13 protein-coding genes, 1 tRNA gene and 1 pseudogene are annotated in these 15,980 nt (G+C 70.6%); 6 read left to right on the top strand and 9 right to left on the bottom strand.

Annotated features, from left to right (window positions below; translation table 11 throughout):
• Position 1: 1 nt before the first annotated feature.
• The gene (locus tag ACGFYU_RS15240) at positions 2-727 is read right to left on the bottom strand and encodes a thioredoxin domain-containing protein (RefSeq protein WP_393827741.1); all 726 of its coding nucleotides are present in this window, start codon (positions 725-727) and stop codon (positions 2-4) included.
• Positions 728-785: 58 nt separating this feature from the next.
• Positions 786-1,154: a hypothetical protein gene (locus tag ACGFYU_RS15235; RefSeq protein WP_393827740.1), complete on the bottom strand. Its 369-nt coding sequence runs from the start codon at positions 1,152-1,154 to the stop codon at positions 786-788.
• 111 nt (positions 1,155-1,265) lie between these two features.
• Here ACGFYU_RS15235 and hrpA point away from each other — a divergent pair, with 111 nt between their 5' ends.
• On the top strand, positions 1,266-5,189 hold the full coding sequence (gene hrpA, locus ACGFYU_RS15230) for an ATP-dependent RNA helicase HrpA (RefSeq protein WP_393827739.1): 3,924 nt from the start codon (positions 1,266-1,268) through the stop codon (positions 5,187-5,189).
• A gap of 69 nt (positions 5,190-5,258) precedes the next feature.
• A tRNA-Asp gene (locus ACGFYU_RS15225) sits at positions 5,259-5,332 on the top strand.
• A gap of 610 nt (positions 5,333-5,942) precedes the next feature.
• Here the strand turns inward: ACGFYU_RS15225 and bldC are convergent.
• The gene (gene bldC, locus ACGFYU_RS15220; protein ID WP_003949541.1) at positions 5,943-6,149 is read right to left on the bottom strand and encodes a developmental transcriptional regulator BldC; all 207 of its coding nucleotides are present in this window, start codon (positions 6,147-6,149) and stop codon (positions 5,943-5,945) included.
• A 566-nt stretch (positions 6,150-6,715) separates the two neighbouring features.
• Complete coding sequence (locus tag ACGFYU_RS15215; RefSeq protein WP_393827738.1) at positions 6,716-7,558, bottom strand: hypothetical protein; 843 nt, start codon at positions 7,556-7,558, stop codon at positions 6,716-6,718.
• A gap of 210 nt (positions 7,559-7,768) precedes the next feature.
• Between ACGFYU_RS15215 and ACGFYU_RS15210 the strand changes: the two genes are divergently transcribed.
• Together ACGFYU_RS15210 and ACGFYU_RS15205 are read left to right on the top strand one after the other, a co-directional pair.
• Positions 7,769-8,863, top strand: coding sequence for a Leu/Phe/Val dehydrogenase (locus ACGFYU_RS15210; RefSeq protein ID WP_393827737.1), 1,095 nt, complete (start codon positions 7,769-7,771; stop codon positions 8,861-8,863).
• A gap of 289 nt (positions 8,864-9,152) precedes the next feature.
• Positions 9,153-9,407 carry a DUF3073 domain-containing protein gene (locus ACGFYU_RS15205; protein ID WP_393827736.1) on the top strand — a complete coding sequence of 85 codons (255 nt, stop codon included), beginning with the start codon at positions 9,153-9,155 and terminating at the stop codon, positions 9,405-9,407.
• A gap of 80 nt (positions 9,408-9,487) precedes the next feature.
• Here ACGFYU_RS15205 and purM read toward each other — a convergent pair whose 3' ends face one another.
• Positions 9,488-10,558, bottom strand: a complete 1,071-nt coding sequence (purM, locus tag ACGFYU_RS15200; RefSeq protein ID WP_393827735.1) for a phosphoribosylformylglycinamidine cyclo-ligase — start codon at positions 10,556-10,558, stop codon at positions 9,488-9,490.
• Positions 10,559-10,658: 100 nt separating this feature from the next.
• Positions 10,659-12,176 carry an amidophosphoribosyltransferase gene (purF, locus tag ACGFYU_RS15195; protein WP_393827734.1) on the bottom strand — a complete coding sequence of 506 codons (1,518 nt, stop codon included), beginning with the start codon at positions 12,174-12,176 and terminating at the stop codon, positions 10,659-10,661.
• A 95-nt stretch (positions 12,177-12,271) separates the two neighbouring features.
• Between purF and ACGFYU_RS15190 the strand changes: the two genes are divergently transcribed.
• A complete protein-coding gene (locus ACGFYU_RS15190; protein WP_393827733.1) occupies positions 12,272-12,421 on the top strand; it encodes a putative leader peptide in 150 nt (49 codons plus the stop codon).
• A gap of 115 nt (positions 12,422-12,536) precedes the next feature.
• Positions 12,537-13,258 (top strand): annotated as a pseudogene (locus tag ACGFYU_RS15185) (sulfatase).
• A 21-nt stretch (positions 13,259-13,279) separates the two neighbouring features.
• On the opposite strand, the gene ACGFYU_RS15180 reads toward ACGFYU_RS15185, so the two are convergent.
• From ACGFYU_RS15180 to ACGFYU_RS15170, 3 genes are read right to left on the bottom strand one after another with little or no spacing between them, the layout of a single operon-like run.
• On the bottom strand, positions 13,280-14,086 hold the full coding sequence (locus tag ACGFYU_RS15180; protein ID WP_393827732.1) for an META domain-containing protein: 807 nt from the start codon (positions 14,084-14,086) through the stop codon (positions 13,280-13,282).
• A gap of 48 nt (positions 14,087-14,134) precedes the next feature.
• Positions 14,135-14,926 carry a sterol carrier family protein gene (locus tag ACGFYU_RS15175; protein ID WP_393827731.1) on the bottom strand — a complete coding sequence of 264 codons (792 nt, stop codon included), beginning with the start codon at positions 14,924-14,926 and terminating at the stop codon, positions 14,135-14,137.
• Between the two features lie 9 nt (positions 14,927-14,935).
• A complete protein-coding gene (locus ACGFYU_RS15170; protein WP_393827730.1) occupies positions 14,936-15,958 on the bottom strand; it encodes a hypothetical protein in 1,023 nt (340 codons plus the stop codon).
• Positions 15,959-15,980 lie beyond the last annotated feature (22 nt).

Below are 15,980 nucleotides of genomic sequence, written 5' to 3'. Positions count from 1 at the left end.
GTCACTGCTTCGCCGAGCCGGCGGCCTGGGCCTGGGCCTTCGCCTTGGCGATGGCGGCCGCGAAGGCGGCGGTGGGCTGGGCGCCGGCGATCGGCTGCCCGTTGACCAGGAAGGACGGGGTGGAGCTGACGCCGATGCGGTAGCCCTCGTCCTGGTCCTTCCGCAGGGCCGCGGCCGCCTGCTCGCCGGCCATGTCCTTCTTGAAGCGCTCCAGGTCGGGGACGCCGGCCTGCTCGGCCAGCTCCACGAGGCGGGCCTCGCCGAAGCCCTTCTCCTTGGAGCCCTCGGCGTACGCGGCCGCGTGGAACCGGGCGAACCGGTCCTGCTGCCCCGCGGCCCAGGCGGCCTTGGCGGCGGCCTCGGATTCGGCGCCGAAGATCGGGAAGTTGCGCCACTCGATGCGCAGGGTGCCGTCGTCGACGTACTTCTTCACGAGCTCGGGCTCGGTGTCCCGGGCGAACTTGCCGCAGTAGCCGCACTTGAAGTCGGAGTACTCGATCAGGACGACGGGCGCGTCGGCGCGGCCGAGGGCGAGCTTGTCGCCGGCCTCGCGGCGGGCGAGCGCCTTCAGCTCCGCCGCCGGGTCCGCCTGGGGCGCGGAGGCCGAGGCGGACCGGTCGGGCTTGTCCGCGGGGGCGGTGGCCTGCCAGGAGACGAGGCCGAGGGTGACGGCGGCGAGGGCGACCCCGGCGGAGATCAGCAGCGGCTTGCGGGTGGAAGAGGACATACGGGTGCTCCAGGGCTACGCGTTTTACGGGTGTGCAGGGGACGGGCGCGGCCGCCCCCTACACCCGCATCACCGCGAGCTCCACCGGCCCCGGCGCCGCCCGGTCCGGCCCCCGTACGAGTGCCCGTACGGGCATCGCCCGCTGGGCACGCGGCCCCTCGGGCACGCCCGCCCCCGCCGGAAGCTGCCCGTGATCACCACCGACCCGCACCGGCACGCCGGGCACACCACCCCGATCCGGACCGGTCGGGTCGCAGGCGGGGCCCTTCTGCGGGGCAGGGGCCGGATCGGCCGCCCGGGCCGAGGCGGAAGCCGGGCGCGGGCCCGGGCCGGCATCCACCGGCCCGGCCAGGGCAGGGGCACGGGTGCCCAGGAGGATCGCGAGCACGGCTGCCAGCAGGCACCACGTACGGCGACGGCGGGACACGGGTGGGCTGCCTCTCACTCACACAACTGGGGGACTCGTCCCGAAATGGTACGGGGAGGGGCACAAATGCGTTCGCCACCCGCCCGGCCCAGGTGAGATCCTCGACCAGGTATGTCTACTTCCTTCGCCGCCCTGCAGACGCTTCTCGGTGAGATCTCCCTCCGTGACGCGCACCGCCTCGGCCGCCGCCTCGAAGGCGCCCGCCGCATCCGCAAGCCCGAGGCCAAGCAGGCCGTGCTCGACGAGATCGCCGCGGAGGCCGCGAAGGCCGCCGAGCGACTGGCCGGCCGTGCCTCGCGGATGCCCGAGGTCACGTATCCCGAGAACCTGCCCGTCAGCCAGAAGAAGGACGAGATCGCCGAGGCGATACGCGACCACCAGGTCGTGATCGTCGCGGGCGAGACCGGCTCCGGCAAGACCACGCAGATCCCCAAGATCTGCATGGAGCTGGGCCGCGGGGTCCGCGGCATGATCGGGCACACGCAGCCCCGCCGGATCGCCGCCCGCACCGTCGCGGAGCGGATCGCCGAGGAGCTGAAGTCGGAGATCGGCCGGACGGTCGGATGGAAGGTCCGCTTCACCGACCAGGTGGACCAGGACGCGACCTTCGTCAAGCTCATGACCGACGGCATCCTGCTCGCCGAGATCCAGACGGACCGCGAGCTGCGCGCCTACGACACGATCATCATCGACGAGGCCCACGAACGCAGCCTCAACATCGACTTCCTGCTCGGCTACCTGGCCCAGCTGCTCCCGAAGCGCCCCGACCTCAAGGTCGTGATCACCTCGGCGACCATCGACCCGGAGCGTTTCTCCCGCCACTTCGGCGACGCCCCGATCGTCGAGGTCAGCGGCCGGACGTATCCGGTGGAGGTCCGCTACCGCCCGCTGCTCGAAGAGGACAGCGAAGAGAGCGACCGCGACCAGATCACCGCGATCTGCGACGCGGTGGACGAGCTCCAGGGCGAGGGCGCGGGCGACATCCTGGTCTTCCTCTCCGGCGAGCGCGAGATCCGCGACACCGCGGACGCGCTGATCAAGAAGAAGCTCCGCTTCACGGAGGTCCTCCCCCTCTACGCCCGGCTCTCGCACGCCGAGCAGCACCGCGTCTTCCAGCAGCACACGGGCCGCCGGATCGTCCTCGCGACGAACGTCGCCGAGACCTCCCTCACCGTCCCGGGCATCAAGTACGTGATCGACCCGGGCACCGCCCGCATCTCCCGCTACAGCCACCGCACCAAGGTCCAGCGCCTGCCCATCGAGCGGATCTCGCAGGCCAGCGCCAACCAGCGCAAGGGCCGCTGCGGCCGTACCTCGGACGGCATCTGCATCCGGCTGTACTCCGAGGACGACTTCCTCGCCCGTCCGGAGTTCACGGACGCCGAGATCCTGCGCACCAACCTGGCCTCCGTCATCCTCCAGATGACCGCGGCCGGCCTCGGCGAGATCGAGAAGTTCCCCTTCATCGACCCGCCGGACCACCGCAACATCCGCGACGGCGTGCAGCTCCTCCAGGAGCTCGGCGCCTTCGACCCGGCGCAGAAGGACCCCCGCAAGAAGCTGACGCCCATGGGCCGCCAGCTCTCCCAGCTGCCCGTGGACCCGCGGCTGGCCCGCATGGTCATCGAGGCCGACAAGAACAACTGCGTCCGCGAGGTCATGGTCATCGCGGCGGCCCTGTCGATCCAGGACCCGCGCGAGCGCCCGTCGGACAAGCAGACCCAGGCGGACCAGAACCACGCCCGCTTCAAGGACGAGACGAGCGACTTCCTCTCCTTCCTGAACATGTGGCGCTACGTCCGCGAGCAGCAGAAGGAGCGCGGCTCGTCCTCCTTCCGCCGGATGTGCAAGCAGGAGTACCTGAACTTCCTGCGGATCCGCGAGTGGCAGGACATCTACTCGCAGCTGCGTACGGTCGCCAAGGGCATGGGGATCCACGTCAACGAAGCGGATGCCCCCGAGACGAGCGTCCACATCTCGCTGCTGGCAGGTCTGCTCTCGCACATCGGGCTGAAGGACACCGACAAGAACGAGTACCTGGGGGCGCGGTCCGCCAAGTTCGCGATCTTCCCGGGCTCCGCGCTGTTCAAGAAGCAGCCGAAGTTCCTGATGTCGGCCGAGCTGGTGGAGACCTCGCGGCTGTGGGCGCGGGTCAACGCCAAGGTGGAGCCGGAGTGGGTGGAGCCGCTCGCGCAGCACCTGATCAAGCGCACGTACAGCGAGCCGCACTGGGAGAAGGACCAGGCGGCCGTGATGGCGTACGAGAAGGTCACGCTGTACGGCGTGCCGATCGTGGCCCAGCGGAAGATCAACTACGGCCGGATCGACCCCGAGGTCTCGCGCGAGCTGTTCATCCGCAACGCGCTGGTCGAGGGCGACTGGCGCACGCACCACAAGTTCTACGCCGACAACCGCAAGCTCCTCACCGAGGTGGAGGAGCTGGAGAACCGGGCCCGGCGCCGGGACATCGTGGTCGACGACGAGACCCTTTTCGACTTCTACGACCAGAAGATCCCCGAACACGTGGTGTCCGGGGCGCACTTCGACTCCTGGTGGAAGCACAAGAAGCGCGAGGAGCCCGAACTCCTCGACTTCGAACGCGAGATGCTGCTGACCGAGAAGGCGGCCGGGGTCACCAAGGCCGACTACCCGGACTCCTGGTGGCAGGGGCAGCTGAAGTTCCGGGTGACCTACCAGTTCGAGCCGGGCGCGGACGCGGACGGCGTGACCGTGCACATCCCGCTCCAGGTGCTGAACCAGGTCACCGACGAGGGCTTCGACTGGCAGATCCCCGGTCTGCGGGAAGAGGTCGTCACCGAGCTGATCCGGTCCCTCCCGAAGCCGATCCGCCGGCACTACGTGCCCGCGCCGAACTTCGCGACCCGGTTCCTCGCGACGGCGACGCCGCTGCGGGAGCCGCTGCCCGTCACCCTGGCGCGCGAGCTCCAGCGGATGGTGGGGGTCCCGGTCTCGGCCGAGGACTTCGACCTGACCCGCATCCCGGACCACCTGAAGATCACCTTCCGGATCGTCGACGAGCGCCGCAAGAACCTCGCCGAGGACAAGGACCTGGAGGCGCTGCGCCTGAAGCTGAAGCCGAAGGCACGCCAGGCGCTGTCCAAGGCCGCCGCGGCCACCGCCGAGCGGGCGGGCGGGGAGTCGGTGGAGCGCACCGGGCTGACCGACTGGACCATCGGCACGCTGACCAAGGTCTTCGAGACCCGGCGGGCCGGCCAGCCGGTGAAGGCGTACCCGGCGCTGGTGGACGAGGGCAGGAGCGTCTCCGTACGGCTCTTCGACACGGAGGCCGAGCAGCAGCAGGCGATGTGGCTGGGCACCCGGCGACTGATCCTGCTCAACATCCCGGTGAACCCGGCGAAGTTCGCCTCCGACCACCTCACGAACCAGCAGAAGCTGGCCCTGTCCAGGAACCCGCACGGCTCCATCCAGGCGCTGTTCGACGACTGCGCGACGGCCGCGACCGACAAGCTGATCGCCGACCACGGCGGCCCGGCCTGGGACGAGGCGGGCTTCCGCAAGCTCTACGAGGCCGTCCGCGCCGACCTGGTGGACACGACCGTCCGCACCATCGGCCAGGTGCAGCAGGTGCTGGCCGCCTGGCAGGCCTGTGAGCGCCGCCTGAAGGCCACGGGCAGCCTGGCTCTGGTGGCCAACATCCAGGACGTGAAGACGCAGCTGGCGGCCCTCATGCCGGCCGGCTTCGTCACGCTCACCGGCCTGCGCCGGCTGCCGGACCTGATGCGCTACCTGGTGGCGGCGGACCGGAGGCTCCAGCAGATGCCCACGGGCGTCCAGCGCGACACCACGCGCATGGAGAAGGTCCATGAGATGCAGGACGAGTACGCCTGGCTCCTGGAGCAGTTGCCGAAGGGCCGGCCGGTGCCGGCCTCGGTCACGGACATCCGCTGGATGATCGAGGAGCTGCGGGTGAGCTACTTCGCCCACGCGCTCGGGACGGCGTATCCGATCTCCGACAAGCGGATCGTGAAGGCCGTGGACGCGGCGGCCCCCTGATCGGGTTCGACCGCACCCCCTGAGCTGCTGTACAGTCTGATTCGCAGCCGCCCGGCGGCCGCGAATCAAGGTCCTGTGGAGCAGTTGGTTAGCTCGCCACCCTGTCAAGGTGGAGGTCGCGGGTTCAAGTCCCGTCAGGATCGCAACAAACGTCAGGGCCCGTATCCCCCCAGGGGATACGGGCCCTGACGCGTTGACGGGAAGGGATGGGCCGGCGGGCCCGCGATCCCGCCAGGCCACCCCCCAGGGCCGTTCAAAGGGCTCTCAGGGGCCGTTGGAGCCGCCGAAGTCGTGCCGGGTGGCTCGTCGTCCCGCCCTGGGTCGTTCGGGCCTTCACGGCGCCCCTCCCGGGTCGGCGGTGCCGGAGGGGCCGCCGCCAGAATCCCCCTTTCGCATGATGCGTCCGACGGCGCACATCCCCTTACGGGGTGCATTACCGGAAATACAAGAGTGATCATCTGTGACGGGAGTCACCGCACGAGTTTTTGAGACTCACACATTTATCGCGCCCATACGCGTGCTCGATTTAATATGTGCAATGGCACCCACCCCCGCCGGGGGTCCCGCGCCAGCCCGAGACCGCCCTGACCTGGGCATAAAAAAGATCGCGCTGGACCCGGCGGAGTCCAGCGCGATCGAACGACTGAGACCTGTTGGGGCAGGTCCGGCCGTATGAAGCTATGTGGGTTTCATCGGATTGGGGGACCCGATATAGACCCGTTAAAACGGGGTGCTACGTGGTGCTGCTGAACCTCAGGCCTCGCTGCGCTGCTGCGGAATTCCCGCAAGCAGTGCGCGAACCTCGGCCTCGCGGTAACGGCGGTGTCCACCCAGGGTGCGGATGGACGTGAGCTTGCCAGCCTTGGCCCAGCGGGTGACCGTCTTCGGGTCCACGCGGAACATCGTGGCAACCTCAGCCGGGGTCAGCAGCGGCTCGGCATCAGGGGTGCGAGCGGTCATGAGCGGCCTCCTCGGGAGAACCGAACCATCTCGGTTCTTTCCTCTAAATTCTGCACCTTGGCCCGCGTTGCCCGAAATGGACATACGCGGGCCGAGTCGGTTATAGGACGAACGGCTTGTCCTCGGCACTACAACTACACCATCCGTCCAGCCCCAAGGGCCAAACCGACGGAATTGCCCTCCGAGGTGTTCATCAGCGGCGGAAGCCGATGGACCGTCCCATAACGGACAGTCACCCCACTGTGACGATCAGTCACAGAGCGATCAGGAGTCGTCAGACCCCCCGTAGAGCGCAATGCCGAGCATTCCGCCCTTAGTTGGACGGAAGGAACCCTCCCCGGACTCCTTGTCCTATTTTGGCACGAGGGTAGGGGAAGGGCGCAAGGGTGTAGATAGTGCGGTCCGTCACGCTTGGGCCAATGGCCCGTATCGGGACGTAGGTCCTGGTACTACGTCCCAAATGCCATGATCAAGCCTCTGATCAGCCATTTATGACCGATCGGCCGATACGCAGCGGTACGTACGGGTCGCGCGTGGACTCTCGCAGCATGATCCGCTCTCTCGGCCTAATTCGCGAACAGTCTCTCCCGGACCGCCCGCCACCGGTCCGCGAGCTCCGCGTACGCCTCGGCCGCCCCCTCGGCGTCCCCCGCGCGCAAGGCCGCGATCCCCGCCGCCAGCTCCGCGGCCGACCGGTCCGCCGCCAGCCCGGCCGCCGGCAGCGCGTGCAGCAGCCCGCCGTAGTCCAGTTCGACCATCGACCGCGGGTGGAACTCCTCCAGCCAGCTCCCCACCTCCACCAGGCCGTCGGCGAGCGCCCCGTATCCGTCCGCCTCCCGCAGGGTCCGCAGCGCCCGCGCGAGGCGCCGCCGCGCCTGCACCATCGGCGTCCGGTAGCGCAGCCGCTCGCCCGGCAGGTACTCCCGCTCCTCCTCGGCCACCAGCACGAACCAGCGCAGCGGGACCTGCCACACCCCGGTGCGGATCCACGGGCGCGCGTCCGGGTTCCGCTCGCGCCAGCGCTCGTACTCCTCGGTCGCCCGCCGGCGCGCCACCGGCGGGAGCGCGGCGTCCAGGACCGGCCGCGGGAACTGGTCGACGAGCTCCTGGAGCGCCAGCCAGCCGCGCAGCCTGGTCCGCCACGGGCAGACCAGGAGCACCCCGTCGACCTCGGCCGTGAACGCGTCCGCGCTCTCGTGCGCCGGTACCCCCACCACGGGCACCCGTACCAAGTCCGTGAGCGATCTGCGCAGTTCGTCCTGTGCGGTCGGGGCGGCCCCGCGCCGGGCGTAGTCGGCCCAGTGGGTGCGCTCCGGCTCGGGAAAGGCCGCGAGGGGCTCGTAGACGCGCAGGTAGGAGGCGTACGGAACGGTCGGCGCCGAGCGCGCGGAAGGAGGGGATTCGCTCACGCTCTCGTACCTGCCCCTCTCGCGGGTCCGGTTCACCTCCGGGACCCCTTCCGCCCGGCCGGCCGGGGCCCGCCGTCCCCCGGGAGTGTTCCGATCTCCGGACAGCTCGACCACAGACGCCCCACAGGTCTTACGCTGCTCCCAGCACGCCCTCCCCCACCCGCAGGGCGGGCGTCATTCCGCCGCATCTCTTCCATGGGAGTCACCACCGTGACCGAAATGACCGACGGCGTCCTGCACACCCTGTTCCGTACGGAGCAGGGCGGCCACGAGCAAGTCGTGCTGTGCCAGGACCGAGCCACAGGCCTGAAGGCCGTCATCGCCATCCACTCCACCGCCCTGGGCCCCGCCCTCGGCGGCACGCGCTTCCACGCGTACGCCTCCGACGAGGAGGCCGTCATGGACGCGCTCAACCTCTCGCGCGGCATGTCCTACAAGAACGCCATGGCCGGCCTCGACCTGGGCGGCGGCAAGGCCGTGATCATCGGCGACCCCGACGTCCTCAAGTCCGAGGAACTGCTGCTGGCCTACGGCCGGTTCGTGGAGTCCCTCGGCGGCCGCTACGTGACGGCCTGCGACGTCGGCACCTACGTGGCCGACATGGACATCGTGGCCCGGGAGACCCGCTGGGCCACCGGCCGCTCCCCCGAGAACGGCGGCGCGGGCGACTCCTCGGTACTCACCGCCTTCGGCGTCTTCCAGGGCATGCGCGCCAGCGCCCAGCACCTGTGGGGCGACCCGACCCTGCGCGGCCGCAAGGTCGCCGTGGCGGGTGTCGGCAAGGTGGGCCACTACCTCGTCGAGCACCTCCTGGAGGACGGCGCCGAGGTCGTGATCACGGACGTGCGCGAAGACTCCGTCCGCCGCATCCTCGACAAGCACCCGGGCAAGGTCACCGCGGTCGCCGACACGGAGGCCCTGATCCGCGTGGAGGGCCTGGACATCTACGCCCCCTGCGCGCTCGGCGGCGCCCTGAACGACGAGACGGTGCCGGCCCTCACCGCCAAGATCGTCTGCGGTGCGGCGAACAACCAGCTCGCCCACCCCGGCATCGAGAAGGACCTCTCGGACCGCGGGATCCTCTACGCGCCCGACTACGTGGTCAACGCGGGCGGGGTGATCCAGGTCGCCGACGAGCTGCGCGGCTTCGACTTCGACCGCTGCAAGGCCAAGGCCACGAAGATCTTCGACACCACGCTCGAAATCTTTGCTCGCGCGAAGGCAGACGGCATCCCGCCGGCCGCGGCGGCCGACCGGATCGCCGAGCAGCGGATGGCGGACGCCCGCGCCGCCCGCACGGCCTGACCCTTCCGAGGCCTCCTGGGCGGGCCCGCCGGGGCGCGGCGAGACGGAACTCACTGCGCTTCGGCGGGTCGCCCGCCAGGAAAGGGTTAAAATCGCGGTTGACCAGCGAGGACGGGGCGCCTTGTTGGTTCTGCGCCGAGGCGCGTCATGCGGGCGGCGTACCGTATGGCCGCGGAAGCAGGTACCGTTAAACCCCTACGGACGGTCTCTCTACGGAGAGCCCGCTCCGAACCATGAACGCGTGTCAGACTCTGGGGCCGTCGAGCCCCGTCACCGAGGGGGTCGAGCCATGGGGCGCGGCCGGGCCAAGGCCAAGCAGACAAAGGTCGCCCGCCAGCTGAAGTACAACAGCGGCGGGACTGACCTCTCGCGTCTGGCCAATGAGCTGGGCGCATCGCCGACGGAGCCGCTGCCTGTCAGCGAGCCGGTCGAAGTCGATGACGAGCTGGACGAAGACGACCCGTACGCGAAGTACGCGGCTCTCTACAACGACGACGACGAGGACGAAGAGTCCGGTCCGTCGGCACAGCGTCGCGGCGCTTGACGCCCTAGGGCGTCTGCACAGCAGGTCATATAGCTGAAACCCGGTCCAGGGCATCGCCCCGGGCCGGGTTTCAGTGCTGCTCAGCTCGCGTAGGTACCGGTGAGGGTCGCGCCCTCGGTACGGTCGCCGCGGTCCTGGATCTCGCCCGCGACCCAGGCGTCGACGCCCCGGTCGGCCAGCGCGGTCAGGGCCACGTCCACCGACTCGGCGGGGACGACGGCCATCATGCCGACACCCATGTTCAGCGTCTTCTCCAGCTCCAGCTGCTCCACCTGCCCGGCCTTGCCGACCAGGTCGAAGACGGCGCCGGGGGTCCAGGTCGCACGGTCGACCGTGGCGTGCAGGTGGTCCGGGATGACCCGGGCCAGGTTCGCCGCGAGGCCGCCGCCGGTGATGTGCGAGAAGGCGTGCACCTCGGCCGTACGGGTGAGCGCGAGGCAGTCCAGCGAGTAGATCTTGGTGGGCTCCAGGAGCTCCTCGCCGAGGGTGCGGCCGAGCTCCTCGACCTCCTGCTCCAGGGACATCCCGGCGCGGTCGAAGAGGACGTGCCGGACGAGCGAGTACCCGTTCGAGTGAAGGCCGGACGAAGCCATGGCGATGACGGCGTCACCCGTACGGATGCGATCCGCGCCGAGCAGGCGGTCGTACTCGACGGCACCGGTGCCGGCGCCCGCCACGTCGAAGTCGTCCGGACCCAGCAGGCCCGGGTGCTCGGCGGTCTCGCCGCCGACGAGGGCGCAGCCGGCGAGGACGCAGCCCTCGGCGATGCCCTTGACGATCGCGGCGACCCGCTCGGGGTGCACCTTGCCGACGCAGATGTAGTCGGTCATGAAGAGCGGCTCGGCGCCACAGACGACGATGTCGTCCATGACCATGGCGACCAGGTCGTGGCCGATGGTGTCGTAGACGCCCATCTGGCGGGCGATGTCGACCTTGGTGCCGACGCCGTCCGTGGCCGAGGCCAGCAGGGGGCGCTCGTAGCGCTTGAGGGCGGAGGCGTCGAAGAGGCCGGCGAAGCCGCCGAGGCCGCCGAGGACCTCGGGGCGCTGCGTCTTCTTCACCCACTCCTTCATCAGCTCGACGGCGCGGTCTCCCGCTTCGATGTCCACACCCGCGGCTGCGTAGCTGGCACCGGTGGTCTTCTCTGTCATGACAGGAGAGAGCTTTCGTGTCGTTACTGCGTGTGGTGCTGGGCCCCCGGATAAGCCTCAAAGAGAGGGCCCAGCGCAGGTTGAGCCTGGGGCAGCGGGGCTACGGGCGGCGGAGCGCGTCGGCGGCGTCGGTGCCGCCGGCCAGCTCGGACTCCAGCAGCTGCTTGCCCAGGAGCTGCGGGTCGGGCAGCTCCATCGGGTACTCGCCGTCGAAGCAGGCACGGCAGAGGTTGGGCTTCTGGATGGTGGTCGCCTCGATCATCGCGTCCAGCGAGATGTACGAGAGCGAGTCCGCGCCCAGCGACGTGGCGATCTCGTCGACCGTCATGCCGTTGGCGATCAGCTCGGCCCGGGTGGCGAAGTCGATGCCGAAGAAGCAGGGCCACTTCACCGGCGGCGAGGAGATCCGGATGTGGACCTCGGCCGCGCCGGCCTCGCGGAGCATCTTGACCAGGGCGCGCTGGGTGTTGCCGCGGACGATCGAGTCGTCGACGACCACCAGGCGCTTGCCCCGGATGACTTCCTTGAGGGGGTTGAGCTTCAGGCGGATGCCGAGCTGGCGGATCGTCTGCGAGGGCTGGATGAAGGTCCGGCCGACGTAGGCGTTCTTGACCAGGCCGGAGCCGTACGGGATCCCGCTGGCCTCGGCGTATCCGACGGCGGCGGGCGTGCCGGACTCCGGCGTCGCTATCACCAGGTCGGCCTCGACCGGGGCTTCCTTGGCCAGGCGCCGGCCCATCTCGACGCGCGAGAGGTAGACGTTCCGGCCGGCGATGTCGGTGTCCGGGCGCGCCAGGTAGACGTACTCGAAGACACAGCCCTTGGGCTTCGCTTCCGCGAAGCGGGAGGTGCGCAGGCCGTTCTCGTCGATCGCGATGAGCTCGCCCGGCTCGACCTCGCGGACGAAGCTGGCGCCGCAGATGTCGAGGGCGGCGGTCTCGCTCGCGACCACCCAGCCGCGCTCCAGGCGGCCGAGGACCAGCGGGCGGATGCCCTGCGGGTCACGGGCGGTGTAGAGCGTTCCCTCGTCCATGAAGACCAGGGAGAAGGCGCCCTTGACCTGCGGGAGGACCTTGGCGGCCGACTCCTCGATGGTCAGGGGCTTGCCCTCGTCGTCGGTCTGGCCGGCGAGCAGGGCGGTGACCAGGTCGGTGTCATTGGTGGCGGCCACCTGAGTGGCACGCCCGTCCTGACGGGGGAGGTCGGCGACCATCTCGGCGAGCTCGGCGGTGTTCACCAGGTTGCCGTTGTGACCCAGGGCAATGGAGCCGTGGGCGGTCGCGCGGAAAGTGGGCTGCGCGTTCTCCCAGACGGAGGCTCCGGTGGTCGAGTAGCGGGCGTGACCGACCGCGATATGACCCTGGAGCGAGCCGAGAGAGGTTTCGTCGAAGACCTGGGAAACGAGGCCCATGTCCTTGAAGACGAGGATCTGGGAACCGTTGCTCACAGCGATTCCCGCGGACTCTTGTCCGCGGTGCTGCAATGCATACAGTCCGAAGTAGGTGAGCTTGGCGACCTCTTCACCCGGAGCCCAGACACCGAAGACGCCGCAAGCGTCCTGGGGGCCCTTTTCGCCGGGGAGCAGGTCGTGGTTGAGTCGTCCATCACCACGAGGCACGCCTCCGAGTGTAGGCGAGATCGACCACTGGTCCGAATTCGTGAGGCCCGGGAAATCTCACAGCACAGAGGGTGACCGCGCCCCCCCGTCTCGGTATGCGGATCACTTTGTTGACAGCTACGAGGGGAATTCGTACAGGCTCTCGCCTCATGCAGCCCCTCGGTGACCGTTCCGTCACCCTCGTCGAGCGCCGGCACGTGGACCTGGTCCGTGTCGCGAGCGCCATCTGTCGCTGTTCCGCGTAGCCACAACTCTTCCGCTGCCCTTCTCGTTTCGCTCCGCCCTGCCCCGCCCTGCCGTGCCGCGCGCCGTCCCGCGCCCGCCCGGGGCGGGGTGGCCGAGCTGCGCCTTGGAGTACCTGTGTCTTCGTACAACAACAAGCTGTCCCGCCGTGCCTTCGGAGGCGCCGTCGGAGCGACCGCGGCCGCCGCCGCGGTGGGTCTGGGGGCGGGCCCGGCCGGCGCCGCCGAGGCCTCTCAGGCCGGGCCGCAGGAGCGCGAGTTCCGGGCCGCGCGCGGCCGTCCGTCCCGGCGACCGAACATCCTGTTCATCCTCGGGGACGACCTCGGCTGGGCGGACCTGTCCTCGTACGGGTCCCCGCACATCAAGACCCCGAACCTGGACCGCCTGGCCCGCCAGGGCCTGCTCGCCGACCCGGTGCCTCGCTCCAGGACGGCGGGATCCGGGTGCCGAACATCGTGCGCTGGCCCGCACGCCTGGACGGCGGGCAGGTCAGCCACGTCCCCGTCTTCAGCCCGGACTGGACGGCGACGCTGCTGGAGCTGGCCGGGACCCGGCCGCACCCGGCGTACCCGCTGGACGGGGTGAGCCTGGCCGGGTACCTGCTGCGCGGGGAGAGGATCGCCGAGCGGAACCTGTTCTGGCGGGTCCGCGGGGAGCGGGCGCTGCGCCGCGGCGACTGGAAGTACTACCGCGGCAAGGCGGGCAAGGACCAGCTGTTCAACCTGGCCGGGGACATCCGCGAACAGGCGGACAGGGCCGCGGTGGAACCGGCCCGGCTGGCGGAGCTGCGGACGGCCTGGGAGGCGGTGAACGCGCAGCTCCTCCCGTACCCGGCCTGACCCGCGGCCCTCTGGGCCGGGCTATTCGACGGCGGAGGCGGCCCTGGCGGTCAGGCCCTTGCCGTCGGGGGCGGTGAGGGTCAGGGCCCGGTCCTTGATCTTCCAGGTGAGGGGGCCGCTGCCGAACAGGTCGGTCAGCGCCCGCTCCACCTCGCCCGCCGGGCCCTCGCAGGCCATCCGGGTGGAGGTGACCGGCCCGAAGGTGAGCGTGGATCCCTCGACGGTGGCCTTGGCGCTGAACCGGTTGCAGCCGAGGACGCCGCTCGCGGTGCCGTCGGCGGCGAGGGTGAACCGGGCCTTGCCGGCCGCCTCGGCGGGGACGGAGGACACGGTCGCGCCGCTGATCAGGGAGTCGACCGTCCACTCGGTCGCGGTCAGCGGGGCGTCCGGGGCCGGGGGCTTCGGGGTCATCGCGATGGTGCTCCCGTCGGCGGTCTTCAGGGTGAGGCGGTCGGGGCCGCGGTCGATGGTCAGCCGGCCCTTGAAGAGCTTGGCGAACTCCGTCTCGAACTCGATGTCCTCGCAGGCCATGGCGGTGGTGGCACCGGGGGTGACGGTCACCGCGGACGTACCCGTGAAGACGACCGCGGCCTGGAAGCCGTTGCAGCCGTAGTTGCCCGTGGCCTCCCTCTCCGCGAGGTCGACACGGGCGGTACCGGGCGCGTGCAGGGTGCGGCCGCCGCTGGTCAGGGACTCGACGGCCCAGGATCCGGTGACTTCGGGGAGCATGCCGGACCCGCTCTCCACACTCTGGCCGCACGCGGCCAGGGCCAGGGCGAGAGCCGGTACGAGGGCCAGGCCGATCGGGACGTGCCGGTGGGTACGCATGTTCCTGGGACGGGCCGGGCCCGCGGGCGGTTCCACCCTCAGCCCCCCTCAGCTCATCAGCGGGAGCAGCGCCGACAGGTCGGCCCGCTCGCCACTGGCGCTGACCCGCGCCGCGTCCAGCTCCTCGGCCCATCCCGTACGGCCCGTGGCGAGCCGGAGCCAGGTCAGCGGGTCGGTCTCCACCACGTTCGGCGGGGTGCCGCGGGTGTGCCGGGGGCCCTCGATGCACTGGACCACCGCGAAGGGCGGGATCCGCACCTCGACGGAACCGCCGGGCGCCGTGAGGGCGAGGTAGTCGGCGAGCAGCCGGGTGCAGGCGGCCAGGGCCTGGCGTTCGATCGGGATGTCCAGTCCGGTGGCCCGGTTCAGGTCGTCGGTGTGGACCACCAGCTCCACGGTCCGCGTGACCAGGAAGTCGGCCAGGGTCATGGCCCCGATCCACAGGTCCAGCACGCGCTGGTCCGGATTGGCCGCCAGCGCCTGCGCCATGCGGTCGGCCGCCCGGTCGTACAGCTCGGGCAGCGGGGCCCCGTCAAGGGTCTCCCGGGCGGCCTCGGAGATCTGCCCGGCGAGCGAGGCGGTGGCGGAGGGCCATTCGACGGCCGTCAGCTCGGCGATGGCGGCGGGCGGGCGGGCGAGGCCGCCGGCGAGGGAGTCCGCGATCCACGCGACGTGCGCGGCGAGCTCGGCGACGGTCCACTCCCCGAGCCCGCTGGGCCGCGCCAGCTGCTCAGGACTCAACTCCCGGACGGCCCGGGCCACATGCCCGAACTGCGCGGTGACCGCGGCACGGATCTTGGCGGGGTCGTACGTACGCGGCTTCTTCTTCCCGGGCGGCATGTCCCGACCCTACTCGGGGAGCTTGAGGTCGGTGCAGCCGCGCCGTGCCGCCGCTTCGCCGACGTAGGCCTTGAACACCTCTGCCGTGCGGCCGCCCAGGACCCGGCTGTACGTCGCGTCCGCGTTCATGGTGAAGGCGGCCGGCCGGCCCTGGCAGGTGGCGGAGGCGTACAGGATCGTGCGATCCCGGCCCGCTCCCAGCACGGTGACGGGCTTGGCGGAGTAGTCATGGGTGACCATGGTGGCCTCGGCCTCGTCGCCGAAGTAGGACTGCGTACGGATCCACCACGGACGCCTGGTCAGGGCGGATCGGGCGTCGTCACCACCTCGTTCGGCCGGGGTGAGCTCCGGGAAGATCCGCCGGACTCCGTCCGGACTCATGGCCAGGACGCAGGACTCGCCGCGGGTGGCACTCGCGGTGGGGGCGCCGACGGACCGGTCGGGCAGCCTCCCGCGCTCCGCGGTACCGCGCAGCATGGACGCGTACCAACCGCACGTGCCCTGACCCGACTCGGCCGGACCGAGGTCGAGCGAGGGCATCGTGAGCCGGGCGGGGAGCTCCGGCAGCGTGGTCTTGCAGCCCAAGCGCCGAGCAGCGTCCGCCGTCGCCTTCCGGGCCATCTGCGCCAGCGCCCGCAGATCGGTGTCCGTCGCCTCTTCCTTGTACTCGCCGCCGACCCTGACGCTGACCGACGTCGGGCGTGAGCCCGCCGCTCCCTCGCAGCCGGCGGTCACGGTGGCGCTCTTCCGCCCGTGGTCACCCAGCAGACCGTCCCCGAGCGGAGACCGGCTCGGGTAGTCGACCTGCGCGGTGGCGTCCTCGTCTTCACGGAAGCTTCGGTCGCCGAACGGCTTGTCGTCGACCCCGATCTCGTGGATGTACGGCGCCCGCTTCTGCGGCAAGGCGTACACGGTGAGGGAGAAGTGGTCCGAGTGTTCCGTGTCGCCGTCCACCTCGCGGACGCTCTCGAAGCTGCACGAGCTGGGCAGCCGGCCCAGCTCGAGGCGCCTGCCGCGCCGTTCGGGCTTCACGCGGTCGGTGCCCCCGTTCAGC

It is taken from the genome of Streptomyces sp. NPDC048337 (assembly GCF_043201175.1).
Taxonomy (GTDB): Bacteria; Actinomycetota; Actinomycetes; order Streptomycetales; family Streptomycetaceae; genus Streptomyces.
The sequence above is the reverse complement of the archived record's forward strand: the minus strand, read 5'-3'. Positions and strand labels throughout refer to the sequence as shown.